Annotated in this window: 6 protein-coding genes; all 6 read right to left on the reverse strand. The window is 54.4% G+C overall.

Features of this window, described 5'->3' with window-relative positions; translation table 11 throughout:
• Positions 1–104: 104 nt before the first annotated feature.
• Positions 105–5771: an S-layer homology domain-containing protein gene (locus tag NSU18_RS11275; RefSeq protein WP_341149038.1), complete on the reverse strand. Its 5667-nt coding sequence runs from the start codon at positions 5769–5771 to the stop codon at positions 105–107.
• Between the two features lie 161 nt (positions 5772–5932).
• Positions 5933–6811 carry a response regulator gene (locus NSU18_RS11280; RefSeq protein ID WP_341149039.1) on the reverse strand — a complete coding sequence of 293 codons (879 nt, stop codon included), beginning with the start codon at positions 6809–6811 and terminating at the stop codon, positions 5933–5935.
• Positions 6812–7014: 203 nt separating this feature from the next.
• The gene (locus tag NSU18_RS11285; protein ID WP_341149040.1) at positions 7015–11016 is read right to left on the reverse strand and encodes an endo-1,4-beta-xylanase; all 4002 of its coding nucleotides are present in this window, start codon (positions 11014–11016) and stop codon (positions 7015–7017) included.
• A 262-nt stretch (positions 11017–11278) separates the two neighbouring features.
• On the reverse strand, positions 11279–12667 hold the full coding sequence (locus tag NSU18_RS11290) for a M56 family metallopeptidase (protein ID WP_341149041.1): 1389 nt from the start codon (positions 12665–12667) through the stop codon (positions 11279–11281).
• Entirely contained in the window at positions 12654–13013 is a 360-nt protein-coding gene (locus tag NSU18_RS11295; protein WP_341149042.1) for a BlaI/MecI/CopY family transcriptional regulator, read from the reverse strand. The genes NSU18_RS11290 and NSU18_RS11295 overlap by 14 nt, the downstream gene beginning before the upstream one ends.
• A 223-nt stretch (positions 13014–13236) precedes the next feature.
• Complete coding sequence (locus tag NSU18_RS11300) at positions 13237–14622, reverse strand: MATE family efflux transporter (RefSeq protein ID WP_341149043.1); 1386 nt, start codon at positions 14620–14622, stop codon at positions 13237–13239.
• Positions 14623–14794 lie beyond the last annotated feature (172 nt).

Here is a 14794-nt window from a genome sequence, read left to right on the forward strand (position 1 = left end):
CTGCAACTTATCCACACCGGACGAAAATCATAGTTTCCTGATCAAGAACAAGAGGGCCCTCCGGCAATTCACCGGAAAGGCCCCCTCTATAAGCTTGTCTTGCTCTAAATCAGACCGGACTGCTGCAGCAGTCGCTGGATAACCGCCGCAACCTCTGCTCTGGTAATGAACGCTTGCGGGTTCAGCGATGAGGCGGTTCTTCCCTTCATCACCTGGGAGGCAACCGAGTAAGCCGCAGCTTCCTTGGCCCACCCGGCAACTGCTGAGGCATCCTTGTAAGGCTGGAGTACCTTCGCAGCATCTGCGCCGTCTACCTTGATCTTAAGGCCAGTGATGCTCATTGCCCGTGCAGTCATGGTCATGGCTTCCTGCCGGGTAATCTTGCCCTGGGGCCGGAAGGTGTTGTCCTCATACCCGGAGATCAGCCCCATCCGGTACGCCGTGTTCACTGCAGAAGCGTACCACGCGGAACTGTCTACATCGCGGAATGCTGACGTTCCTTGTTCAAGACGCAGTCCCAGCCCGCGGACCAGAATGGCCGCGAACTCTGCACGGGTAATGTCCGCATTCGGATGGAATGCGCCTTCGCCCACACCGTTAATGACTAGGCGCGAGCCCATATCGTTAACGGCATCCTTGGACCAATGGGAGGCAACGTCCGCGAATTCAAGCGGATGCCAGAGCACACCATAATCGCTGTTCGTCACACTGTTAATCTGCGCGTAATACATATCATTTACTTTGGTCACCTTGGTAGGTACGTGACGCAGTGTGCCATCGGGCTCAAGCACCACTCCGGTAGTGATCCTGTTCGGGTCCACTCCCTGAGGCAGTGCAACTGTTCGTTCCACGTAGATACTGTAATCCTTAATCTCGATACTCTTGCCTGCATATACCGCATTGACGGTAAAAGTAACCGGCGCAGCAATCAGGGTCGCGCCCTGCTTGGCAGCCTTGGCTTCTGCGGCCTTGGCAGCCTCGGCGCTGAACAGCTCGATATGCACCTGGAGCGTAATATCCTCCAGCTTCACATCGCTGCCCAGTTGGCCCGCCAGCCGGGCCATGCGGATCTGGCTGGCCGGAATCTTGTAGGCTCCGGCAGGAGTATCCAGAATGAGAGTCGCTTCCTGATCCTCCATGTTCTGGACCATTTGGCCTGTTAATTGCCCAACTACAATGTCCGAAGCGGCGGTCCAGGGGATCGTCACTACCGCTCCCCGGCCTGCTGCATCCAGCTTGGCCTGCAATTTGGCCGGATCTACATCAATGGTGGTTACCACCTGCTGATTTACTCTTGTAATGGTCGCAATGCCAGCGTACTCCACTTTGCCGTTAACCAGCACTTCCACGCTTTGGGTGCTAGGCTTAGCAGGAGCAGCCGGGGTTGGCGTTGCAGCCGGTCCTGTCCCCCCGCCTGATGCTGGTGTTGCTGCCGGTTCAGGGGTTGGGGATGGTGTAGTCTCCACAGGCGGTACAACAACAGGTTCATCTGCCACGATGGCTTTCACCCAGCCGAAGCGTACCACGCGTCCTGAGGCATCCACCTCAGCGACAGCAATCCGGTCCCCTTCTCTGGCCGCAATCAGACCATTCTCAGGCAACTTGGAATAACCGGACAGCAGTTCGCCCGTCTCAGGGGTAAGCAGCAGGCCTTGTCCGAAATTGACATACAGCAGAGCATTGCCTGCCTTGGCTTGCGCACTGATGAGCGTTAAGCCGTCATTGCTTGCGCCAGCCGGATCTGAAGAGGCTACGCTTAACCCTCCGGCGGCCGAATCGGAAACAACTTGCGCGGTGGCTGTGCCATATTTGACAACCTTGCCGCTGGCATCGATTTCGGCAACCCCGATATGATCCCCGTCAACGGCAGGAATAAGGCCGTCTTCTGGGATGGCAAGATAACCCTCCAGGATATCCCCTGTGCCTGGCTTCTGCACAGCATGTCTGCCGAAATTCAGGTAGACCAGCTTATTGCCGGCCCCTGCCGGGGTCTGGACACTGAGCTTCGTCTTGCCGTCGGTTCCTGCTCCAGCCGGGTCGGTTGCCGCAGCAGTCAGGCCCTTAGCTGCATCTTCCGCTTCCACAACCGCCTGCAACGCTGCGAACCGCACAACCTTGCCGCTCGCATCCACCTCGGCGATCCCCAGGCTGTCCCCGTTCTGCGCATCTACCAGACCGTCTGCCGCAAGCTCCGCGTATCCCAGACCCTCCAGGCTGCTTCCGGTATCCGGGACACGTACCGGCTCCCGCTTGAAGTTCACATACACCAGCTTGTTACCGCTGGCTGCACTGGCGCTTACCCGGGTCTTGCCGTCAGTTCCGCTGCCAGCCGGATCACTGGCCGCAGCGCTCAGGCCCTTCGCTTCCGTCTCGGAGGATACCTCCGCTTCGGCAACACCGTAGCGGATCACCTTGCCGTCTGCATCCACCTCGGCAATTCCAATTCTATCGCCCCGCTCCGCCGGAATCACTCCATCCGCCGGCAGCTCGGTATAGCCCGTCAGTTCCTGACCCTGGCTTGGCTCTGTAACCTCACCTCTCGCGAAGTTCACATACACCAGCTTGTTGCCGCTGCATGCTCCGGCAATCATCCGGGTCTTACCGTTGTTCTCGGTTCCGGCCGGATCAACGGAGACCACCGGAAGTACAGCAGGCGAAGGCAATACCTTGGCTACCGCCAAGCCGAACCGCACAACCTTGCCGCTGGCATCCACTTCCGCAACCGCGAGCTTGTCTCCATTCACGGCTTCAATCAGGCCGTTGTCCGGAAGAACAGTATAGCCGCTCAATTCTTCTCCGAGACCAGGCACCTGCAAGATGCCGTCCTGCACATTCAGGTACAGCAGCCGGTTGCCCGGCAGCACCGTCTCTTGGACGGACAATCTTGTCTTCCCGTCATTCGCCCTGCCGGAAGGATCGGTGGATACCGCCGTCAAGCCTGAAGCATCGTTATTGAATGGAACGGTATAGACGCCCGAGACATTGCCGGCACGGTCAATCGTTTTGATGTGCGCGTAATAGGTCACTCCCCGTTCAAGAGCACCCGGGATCGCGTAGCTGTATGTTGCAGTAGTCACCGTATTCCCGGGAACGTTCCCCTCCGGGTCAGTGTCAACCGTAACAGCGTACCCTTGCACACCTGTCGTTACAGTGGCTGTGGTCTCTGAAGACTGGCGGCTGGTGCCGTCCACATAGGAGGTTGCCTTCAAATAGTAGGCATAGCTGCTGCCGTTATCCTTAGGTTCATTCCATGTCAGCACAGGTTGGCCGGAGGCACTGTCATAAGTGAGGATGGCCTGGCCGCTAACCGGATCGGGAGCTGCCACATCCTGCGACATCCGGTCATCGAAGCTGTTCGAGGTCGAGGTCTGCGCCAGGTAGAACAGCGTGTTGGCCAGAATTTTCTGCTCATCTTCTGTCGCGCTGCCATTGCTGTGCCCGGTCTGAATCAGGGCCGCATTATTCCAGGTGGTCAGGTAGAAGTTGTTCGTGCCGGGCTTGCCGTTATAGGTATTGATCTCCCGGGTACTCCCCCAATCAGGGGAGACGTACTTGAACCATACATCGCCTTTGGCAAACTGGAAATAACTATGGGATTGCGGAACAGTCAGAACCGTCCCGACATCGCCGAGCGCATAAGGATAGTTCATCGGGAAGCCGCGGCGCTCAACACCCACCCGGGTACCTCCGGTTGTCGGAATGTCGGGATTATAGTACCCCTCCTGGAAGTTGACATCCAAATTGAGATATTTGGCCGCCAGATCAATCAGATGCGTATGGTAGAAGCTGGCCGTGTCATGCCCCATCAGCACACCGCCGCCGTAGCGGATGAAGGCCTCTACCGCCTCATGCGATTCTCCCGACAGGTCGCGCCGGTTATTGGCATCCCATGCGCCGAAATACAGCACATCATAAGCATATGCCCCGTTGGCATCCTTCGCCAGATAGTGGGCGTAGTTGGCCCCGGGATCACTGCCGTTGAATTCGCTCATGGACACCTTGTCCACCTGCATCGTATAGCCGCTTGGATTGCCCCAAGTGCTCATCCAGTTCTGTAAGCCGTCAGAGCCGGGCATATCCGGGTACACATTCAGCACCTTGATATCATTCTTCAGCGGAATCGATTGGAATTCATCCAGCCCGTCCCCGCCGGTATCTCTCTGATATACCATATAGTATTCCTGGCCTGCCAGAGAGGAGGTCCAGTTCAGCTTCACCAGATTGTTCTCGTTATCGCCCGCCGCTGTCAGTGCGGGGGGAACTGTAACGCCTACAGTAACCTCGGTTGCCGCTGAAGCAAAGGAGGAGGAGGCAGCGGCCGTCCGCACCTCATAGGTGCCGGCCTCAAGCCCGGTGGCTGCAGGTCCGGTGGCTGTGATCCACGGGCCTGTCCCCTTGATCCGGTATTGCATATTCGTGTTCAAGCCCGTGAGCTTGCCGTCGGCTGCACCTGCTTGCGATACACTACCGGCGTTAACGCCAGTTGGCGCAGCGGGACGGGACGGAAGACTGATCGACCAGGCTGGCGTTCCGCCTTCGGTGTCCTCTTCCAGTGACCATGTGCCGCTAAGCCAGGCTTCGTCAATTGCAATCTTACCGGATGCATCTGCCGTTACATAAGTGGCCCCGGTTACACTTGTTGTGTCAGTGAGCTTATAGCTTGCGCCTGGTGTCAGGCCGCTAAATTGCTCTGTCTTGTAATCAATGCCGGGTCCCCGGTACTGCGCGTACACGGTCATATCCCGGTTAAAAATATAGTCCGCTGTAACTTGCTCTCCCCCGGATGCCATAGTGAACCAGCCGATGAACTCAGCTCCGCTCTTGACGGCATCTCCAGGCAATACTTCCAGCTTGCCGGACAAATCGGTTACCAGCGTGGGCACCGGGCTATCGCCGCCATTGCCGTCAAAGACAACCGTGCGCGGCATCGTCAGGTGATACTTGTACTCCGTAGTTCCCGAGATAGCAGCATAGGTCCGGGCTACATCCAATTCGGTCACTTTACCCTGTGTTACGAAGTTGGCAATCTCCTTCTGGCCGCCATCGCTGTAGTATTGCGAAGTGAAATACCCTCCAGTGATGCTCCAGTACGCCGGGTCAAGGGCTGCTCCGCTCCAAATCATCGCCGCACCGGGATTTTTGGTTCCGACAAAACCGCCTGAAATCGTCACATAAGCGCCGGATACGGCTGCAATCGCTTCTGAGCCTACATGGTCTCCGCTGCCGTACACCACGCCGCCACTCATCTCGAAGCGGCTGCCCGCATCATGTGCAAATACGCTCTGGCCGGTCCCGAGAATGCCGCCGGACAGCAGCTTTACAGTACCGCCTGCTCCCAGGTTAAGCCCGCTTCCGCTGTAGCCTCCATTATTTATATAATCAATATATCCATCCGCAGCCGCTGAGGTATCACAGATTGTCAATACCCCGGCCGAGACGTAGACCGCTCCGTCTGTGCCTGTCTCTCCGCCGCCATACACCTCGCGGACGATCCGGTAACCGTTCAAGTCCAGTGTTACTCCAACACCTGAGCGGCTGTAGGAGATTGCGTCTCCAAGGGTTACATCTGAGATCAGAGCCACGGTCTGGCCGTCTGCCGCATTACTCAGCGCTGTACCCACATCGGCGTACCGGACACCGGTGGTTGTGTTCTCAATGACATTGCTCGCTTCGCCTGCAAATACTGTGCCGCCTCCTCCCATCTGCAGACTGAAGGCCATCACAACGGACAGCAGCAACGCAAGAGAACGGTTGAACCTTCTCCTTTTCATCCCAAATCCATCCCCTCATCTTAAGTATTCTAGACGTGCCTATATCCGCGTTCATTATATTCAGGTCCAATTACAAACCAATTACAAATTCCGACACCATTCGTGCCTGAAAACAAAAAAAGCCTGCCTATTGGCAGACAGATCATGTGAAAATGGTATAATTACGAAATATCCTCTACAGCCAGCATTAACTCATCATACCGGCAGATGTAAGCCTCCCGCCGCAGAGCAGACCAGAGCCAATCCTCGCTCTCCAGATATTCACCGCTGTAGCAGTTCAAGGCCTGCTTCGCCGCATCGAGGGAATTCGACACCCTGAACCGCTGGTATGCCTCATCAAACGCTCTGACATCCCAATCGACATCATTGACGGTCAGGGCGTATTTGCCGTTGCTGTAAGCGAGCAGAATCCGTGATTTTCCGGCATCCTTCAGATTTTTGCGGAGCGCATGCAGACACACCTGGAGATACGTCTGAGCCCGCTCGGGCGAAGAATCCGGCCACAGATCATCGCACAGCTTATATTTGGAGATCCACTTCCCCTCATGCTGCAAAAAATAAGCAAACAGCTCTCTCGCCCGGTTGCGGTTCCATTTCAGCACCTGGTTATCGACCGATATCTCGAAGGTGCCCAAGCAGCGAATCCGGCAGCTTGAAGGAGCGGGGGCAGGATTCGCCGCAAGCCGCTTCAGCACCTTGTTCACCGTCTGCTCCAGCCGCTCGGGACGGATTGGCTTCAAGAGATAATCAATGGCATTCACCTCGAACGCCTGGGCAGCATAATGATTATAGGCAGTTACAAAAACCACCTGCAGCTCCGGATTCCTTGCGGTCAATTGCTCGGCCAGCTCAATCCCGTTCATTCCCGGCAGATCAATATCCAGAAACGCACCGCCTGCCCTGTGCAGCTCCATATCCTCAAGCGCCTTGACGGGATCTGTGTAAGTGGCGACAACTTCAACTTCATTGCAATTCCTAAGCATGATTTCGAGATCCTCCAGAATGGACGGCTCGTCATCGACCAGTATCACCCGCAGCATCTATTTGCTCCCCCCGGCTTCCATTCCTTCACGGTTCCTTCACAATTCATCCACAAATTATCATATCCGCGCCTTATCCGTCAATCAACCAAAAGGGCTAAATGGCCCTACAATTGTTAGTCCATAACGCAAACAACGGTGCACCCGTAATGGGAGCACCGTTGCCGTTTACTTTCTTCCATAGCTTCAGTGCTTCACTTGGTCTACAGCTTCCAGATCCGGTACAGAATCACCGCAGCTTCCGCACGGGAGAGGGTGTCCCCCGGGGCAAGCTTGCCCGTCTTACCGTTCACTACGCCGTATTTCAGCAGGGCAGATACGCTGTCCTTGGCATAGGCGGAGATTTGACCGGCATCGGTGTAAGATGCCATTGATCCGCTGCCTTCAGCCGTGATTCCGGCCGCCTTCAGGGCACGCGCTGCAATCACCATCATCTCCTGACGGGTGATTGCACCCGCTGGCTTGAAGGTATTGCCTGCATAGCCTGTGACGATACCATGCTGCTTCGCGGCCGCAAGCTCCTTGCTGTATGCCGCGTTATTCTGTACATCGCTGAAGCCTGCAACTGCTTCAGCAGCAGCCTTAAGCTCCAGCACCTTCACCAGCGAGGCTGTGAAGTCTGCTCTGTTCATGGGAGCCGCAGGCATGAAGCTGTTGCCGCCGGGAAGGATATCGCGCGCAGTCATGGCAGCAGCTGCCTGCTTCGCCCATGACAGGCTGCCGAGATCTGTGAACGCAACCGGAGCGTATGCTGAGGCAAAGGTGCCGAACTCCGCAGTACGGAACACCAGCGCTTCCTTCGCTGCATCGTAACGGCTGTTCACCACCGCAGAGGGCGCACCGTTACCGGTGAGCGAACGGACCAGCAGGGAATCAGGTTCACTCTGCTCTTCCGCTGACGCTTTGTAAGGAATAGAGACCGTCATCTCGCTGCTGCCAGGCAAAGCTACCTTCTGCCCGCCTGCGAGCAGGCTCAGCTCCACCACCGGACGGCTGCCGGTCTGCTGGAGAGCAGCGGCGCTCAGGCCTTCGGCTGTGGATTGCTTGACCCGGAGGCTAACATATTCCGTGGTTGCTGTAATCCCTGCGAGCTGCTCGCTTGGAATAGACAGCGTAGCAAGGCCGTTCTGGAGAACAAGCAGGTACTTCTCCGTCTTCAGGCCTTGAAGCGGCAATTGGGCTTCATAGGAGGCCACGCCGGCCAGGTTCGCCAGATCGATGATGATCTGCTTCCGTCCGTCTGCTGCCGGGGCCGCCTGCTTCAGGGCTTGCTGCCATAGCTCAGCCGTAACTACAGCCTTTGCCTCTGTGCCTTCGGTCTTCACGACAGGTCTGAGCGTCACCACACCCTCCTTGCTGTCTAACTGTGCAGTCTTAGGTGCAGGCGTGCTGGTGCTATAGCTGGTGCCGCCAGAGACTGGTGCTGGTGTAGCTGTTGGTTCCGGCGTGGCTTCCGGTGTCCGCGTTGGGGTTGGCGTCGGCTTCGTCGGCGGTTCAGCGCCGTCTTTGGCCTTAAGCGTCAGCACGCCGAAGACGGAGGTGTCCTGATAGCCGTTGCCGGTGGTGTCATTCCAGGCGGCCACACTTTGCCGGACGCCGCTCTTGGCATCGTTGATCTGCGTGTCGAAGCCGATCTTGGTACCGCCGGCTGGCGTGATTTTTTTGAACGGAATCTTCATTTCAATCATATAGTTAGTTCCGGTTACCTTGGTTGCCGACTCAAAGCCTGCACCAATAGCTACCGGACTGAAGGAGGCTTCATTGTCATAATTGACCCGGTATTGTCCGTCATCGCTCTCATAGAAGGTCGTGCGGCCGAAATTCTCATCCAGGAAAATCTCCACAGAGTCCTGCTCCCATGCATTCACATTGCTCTTGTCCAATTGAGCGTCATTCACTTGGACCAGCACATACAGATTCTGGTCATCCCACAGGGTACGCGTGGTTCCGCTTGCGCCCTGCCAGGCCATCTGATAACGGTTCACAGCCATCTCAGGCGCAGAAGCCCAGATGCCATCCACTGTTCCGTCAATAACCGGTGTGCCGTAGACTGCCTCTGACACGTTGGCTTCCGCTGTATCCGGCTCATGCTCAGCCATGAATTTGGCCGGATCAATGACCGCGTAGTAGGCTGGCTTCGCCTGTAAGTCCCTGTCGAACAGCAGCGGGCTTGACTCCGCTCTCCAGCTTGTGCGGTCATCCATGCCCCAGAAGGTTACCCGCGCGATATGGTCAGCATGGGCCTTGTAAATATTCATTAATTTGGCATACAGATAGCCTTGGGCAATCTGTTCCTTCTCCGTCTGCTTATTCCCGCTGCCGGCCTGAATATCCAGCTCGGTAATGCTGACCTCTACGCCAAGGGAGATGAACTTCTCCAGCGACAGCTTGACGTTATCTGGATTGGTATTGATATTGTAGTGCGCCTGCATTCCCACACCATCAATCAGCAGCTTGCCTGGATGGGTCAGCGCGTACTTCTCATTCAGTTCCTTAACCATACTGTAGATGGCCTGGGCCTTGTTCTGGTTATCGTCATTGTAATCGTTATAATACAGCTTGATATCCCATTCCGGATGCTGGTCCAGCACTTCTCTGGCCGCCAGGAACGCCTGCTCCAGATAGTCCGGGCCGATAGCATCATACCACGGAGCCTTACGCAGCGCCGCTTGCCAGTTATTCGGATTGGACGGGTTATCATTCATTGCCTCGTTGACTACATCCCAGGAGATGACCCGGCCCCCGAAATGCTCCATAACTCCCTTGATGTGCGCTCTCAGGTTAGCGAGTGCTTCGTCACGCCCCAGGGGAACGCTTTTGCCTGCTCCATCCGATGACGTATTCATCCATGCAGGAGACTGCTGATGCCAGACCAGGACATGCCCGTGCATCTTCATGCCTTCGGCAAGCACCTTGTTCACCATCGCATCCGCCGCTGTAAAAGTGAAATTGCCCTTGGTCGGCTGCAGCGCATCCGGCTTCATGGCATTGCCTGCGGTAGCAGCATTGTGATGCATTTTCAGCAGGTCCAGCCGCACACCCTCCAGATCCTCGGCGGATAACGCGTTGCCGATCAGGAAGTCATTTTGATAGGCTGTTTTTAGCGGAGTCAGATCTCTCTGAATATCCACCGGAGCGGTACCGGTATGCTCGAAATTAATATCATCGATATAAAAGGAAGCGGTTGCATTATTGGAACTCTCAATGTACAGGGTCAGATGTTCGCCGCCCACGCTGTTATAGCGGTAGCTGCCCTCATATTTCACCCAGCCGTCAGCCGTACTAATCGTCTTGGGAGACAGCGCCACATAGCTCGCTCCTGTATCGTTACCCACCTGCGTGGACAGCTGGAGCTGCGCACTCGCCGGTTCGATCAGCTTCACCCAGGCAGACAGGGTATATTCGCTGCCCTTGTCCACGTACTTCTCCACACGCAGGGAAGGCCCGTGCCAGGTATTGCTTCTGCCCTCAACCTTCAGGGAATATGAACCGCCCTCGGTATGATTCGCTTCATTCGTTACGGTAAGCGTCTCGGTTCCGGCTCTGCCGGTGAACCCGCCCAATTCCTGATCTTCAAAAGTAATCTTGCTGAACGGCAAAGCCGGTTCACGCACGGGCTCTTCCCCGCCGCCCGGAGCGGAATCTGTCGTGATCAGAAGATCGCCAAGGTAGAAAGGTACTGTGGCTCCCTTGTCGTTGGAGTTGATGCGCAAGGAATGGTCTCTCTTAGTAGAGTCCGTGGCACTCGTGTCCACTGTAAATGTCTTCGTCAGTGTGACCGATTGCCCTGCCACATAGGGTGTTGCTGCATAATTCCCGTAGCTGTTCACTGTCTGCAGCGCTGCCTCTGCTCCCTCTGGGAGCGTCACCTTTGCGTCAACGTAGACAACAGCCGTTACGGTGTACGTTTTTCCATGCTGGAGACCGAGATCGGTGAATTTGAAATCAACTCCATCCCAGTTATCCTTCCGGTTGTTTACGTATAACGCTGCACCATCGGCATTCCCTGCAAAAGGAACCTCCTTCACCGCACTCAGGCTGGCTCCCCCCGATTGGCTCGTCTTACCTGCCCCATTCGCGAACGTCTCGTGATATACCGTGGTCTGCGCCTCAGCTGCCTCCGCCGCCGGAAGATACCCGCCTGCCGGAAGAAGCAGAAGGGCTGCCAGCAGCACCAGAGAGACTTGCTTGATTATTCTCTTCATGCATTGCACTCCTCTGTATGAATTTGGGTTTCAATGAGTTAAGCGCTTACAGTTAATATGGAAGCCTCCCCCTTCACCACCCAAATCGTAGCATACGAACCCAAATGCGTCTTATCTGAAATTAAAGGTTGTACCGTGCTTTTTATAGATGATTTCATTTGTAAGCCACCAACTAGAATCAAAAAAGAGCAGCTACTCTCCGGTTGCTGAGAATCACTGCCCTTCACTGTTATTCAAACGTATTGATTATATTAAGATACGTTTAGTTCTCATTGCTATCTTTTATCCTGCTTATCCCGATTGGACCTTCTGTATAGACAAAGGAGGTGTTATCATCTCCGTCGACCGTTCGGGAATATTTCACCCCCGCCTTGATCTGCTCCAGCTCCTGCTCATACCTAAGGATCGCACTGTCGACTCTCTCCTGAGACCAGCCCGGGGCGCCAACTATGGACTGCAAATTTATTTTCTCCTGATCCAGCCATTTCGAATACTCTTCAGCGGTCCACCAGACGATCACCGGATTATTCTTCTGATATTCACTTTCCTGAACCCAGGTCACACCGCCATCCTCGCTGATGCTTATGAGTCCCGTATCCTCGTCCGTTGCAGATAACGTAATGGCACTCTCATTCGTTACACCCGCAGCTTCATGGTTCGGAATTGCGGCAGCATCTGCGGCAAATACAGCAGGTACACCAATAATGAATGCCAGCGCCAAACCGATCCCGGCTACCGTAGTCTTTTTTATTCTCATGATTGATTCAATCCTTTCTTCCATCACATTTTTACTGAAGTGGTTGAACAAAAAGGTGAGTCTGCCTCTGTTCTCTTCCATCCCTATAAGCGTCATCGCGTAGGCGGATCTGGTATGTTCACCTAAGCCCTTAATCACCGCTTCGTCACAAGACAGTTCGATATCACGATTAGCCAGCACAACCATTACCCAAATCAGAGGGTTGAACCAGTGGACCGATAGGGTGAGGACCAGTACAAGCTTGCTCACTGCATCAAAACGCCGGATATGCACGAATTCATGTGCAAGGATGTATCTCATTTGGGCTTCGTCGGTCCAGTCCATTGCCTTGGGCAGCAGAATAACAGGACGCAATACTCCATAGGTCAGCGGAGAGCGGATTCTGTCGCTTTGCCTGATTTCAACTGTCCGCCGGGTACGGTATAGATTCAGCCAATGCGCAGAACATTCCTTGGGCACGGGTAGGGACATTGCAAATTCTCTGCGGCATTTCAGGTAAGTCCTAAAGAAATACGCTGCAAAGACAAACATTCCTGCCAGCCATAGAATCATATACATCGAAATAGAAGCAAGCGGTGTGTCAGTTGCCATCTTGAGTACCATAATGTTGTCCCTGTCCAAGCTGTTAGCCAATACAGGCACAATGACTTCCTTTGTACCAAGCATCGTCTGCTTCAGCCAGTTAACCCCTGCGTACACGTTGAACGGCGAGGCCACCGAGAACGGCACGAACAGGTGGATAATTACAATTGCCCATAATATAGAAAAAGTCCTCCTGGGTAATTTGTACAAAGCAAGCGCCCGTATTGTGATAATTGCTAAGATCATAACCGCTGCCGTTAAGCTTTTATCATAGATATAGATCCCCATATCCCCTACCTCATTCCAGCTCATTAACAAGCCGTTTTAGCCTTTGAACTTCTTCAGTCGATAAATTTCGCTTGTTCAATAAAGCAGCAAACAGCAAATCAACCGAGCCGTCAAATATTTTGTTCACAAGCTCCTCGGTCTCCTGCTGCTGCACCTGTTCTCTAGCCAAGACTGCCCTGCACTGAAAATTAGGTTCAATTCGTTCAATGGCCCCTTTTTCAATACATTTTTTGATCACAGTGTACGTGGTATTCTTGTTCCAGCCTACCTGTTCTTTCAAGATACCGGCAAGCTGCTTGGCGGTTAGCACTCCTTCTTTCCATAACACATCCATTACCTTGAGTTCAGAATCGTAAAGTTTAATAATCACATGCCTCCTCCCCCTCATACTACTACAGTAGTCTGAATTGATTCTATACTATCACAGTAGTCTATAAAAGTAAAACTATTCCACTCGTCTGTTAAATGGATTTCTTTATCCTGTAAAGTAGAAACGGATACCGCCCTTCAAAAGGACGGTATCCGTTCCAGCGAGAAAGATGAGGTTATCTCACCGATAACCCGCTCTTTGGGTGTTGTTGTCTCATCCTATGCTAGATCAGCTTGTGCGCATACCACTTCTTGCCCCGGAAGCGCCACAGGAATACTGCTCCGCGGACCGCCCACTCGCAGTTCATCGCCAGCCATACCCCCAGCACCCCGTAGCCCAGTACAATCCCGAGAATGTAGCCGAACACCACCCGGAACAGCCACATGGTCAGCATTGAAGCAATTGAGGTGAAGCGGGAATCACCCGCTGCCCGCAGCGCGGACGGCAGAATGAAGCTGAAGGCCCAGAGCGGAATCTGGGCAATTGCATTGACCAGCAGCACCACGAACAGATCGTCGATAATCTCCGCAGGCGGGGAGAAAATAGACACCAGCGGGTGGAACAGCGGCATCAGGATCAAAGCCACCAGGGCGTAAGAGGCAGAACCGATCCACAGGAAGGACTTAATGAACTTACGGGCATCCGCCACATCCCCCCGTCCGATACACTGGCCGACCACGGTCACAATCGTCAGCGACAGCGCACTGGCCGGAATCTGAAAGACCATCGCCAGTGATCCGGCAATCGCATTCGTGGCGATGGCATACGTGCCCAGACTGACAATGAAGATCTGCGTCAGCAGCTTGCCGCCGTTGAAGAACATCTGCTCTGCGGCGAACGGTACGCCGATGAACATGATTTTGCGCAGCATCGTAAGCGGAACATGGAACAGGTCGCGAAACTGCACACGCAGCACCGAATCGAACTTGAACAGATAGATCAGGGCACAGGCCATCCCCACATAACGCGCAATATTGACCGCAAGTGTCATGCCCAGCACACCCATGTCCAGCAGGTTAATAAAGACGACGTTGAGGATAACGTACAGCACATTCATAATCAGCGACAGCATCAGCGAAGCCCGCGTCCGGCCCACGCCCCGCAGTGCACCGCATACGGCCTGAACCACGGCAATCCCCAGATACGAAATACTGCTGCCGATCATATAGACCCGGGCATTGTCCAGCACATCGGCAGAGGCCGTCCCGAACAGCAGATTCAGAATGGGCGTATGGAAGGACATCAGCAGCAGACCGATACCCACAGCAAGCAGCGAGACGGAGGTTACCGAGCCGGCTGTAGCCTGGGAGACCATGCGGTCGTTCCTGCTTCCTTTGTACTGTGCAACCACCACCGTCCCCCCGGTCGCAATCGCCACAAATACATTGATCAGAAAAATATTCAGGGAATCCACCATATTCACCGCGCTGACCGCCGCCATCCCTGACGAGCTGATCATCGCAGTGTTGACCAGATTCAGTCCGATAATGAAGGCCTGGTCAATGAGAATAGGCAGAAACAAGGCGATAATTTGCCGGTAATCCATGCTGTCCCCGGACAGATATTTTTCCAGCCATTTCTTGGCCGGCTCAGGAGCTTGAAGCTGCATACATTGATCACATTCTTTTCTGTAGAATAATTGCAGGCGTACAATACATTCCTTCCAGTTTACTACAGATTCCGCTCCAAGTCTGTGTTATATATGGATTTCCTCCAGATTGCCGGATAACATTCCCTGCTCCCTAAGTAAAATCCTGGGTCAGGCCGAAATATAGAATGAG

The sequence above is a fragment of the Paenibacillus sp. FSL H8-0048 genome (assembly GCF_038002825.1).
Taxonomy (GTDB): Bacteria; Bacillota; Bacilli; order Paenibacillales; family Paenibacillaceae; genus Paenibacillus_AQ.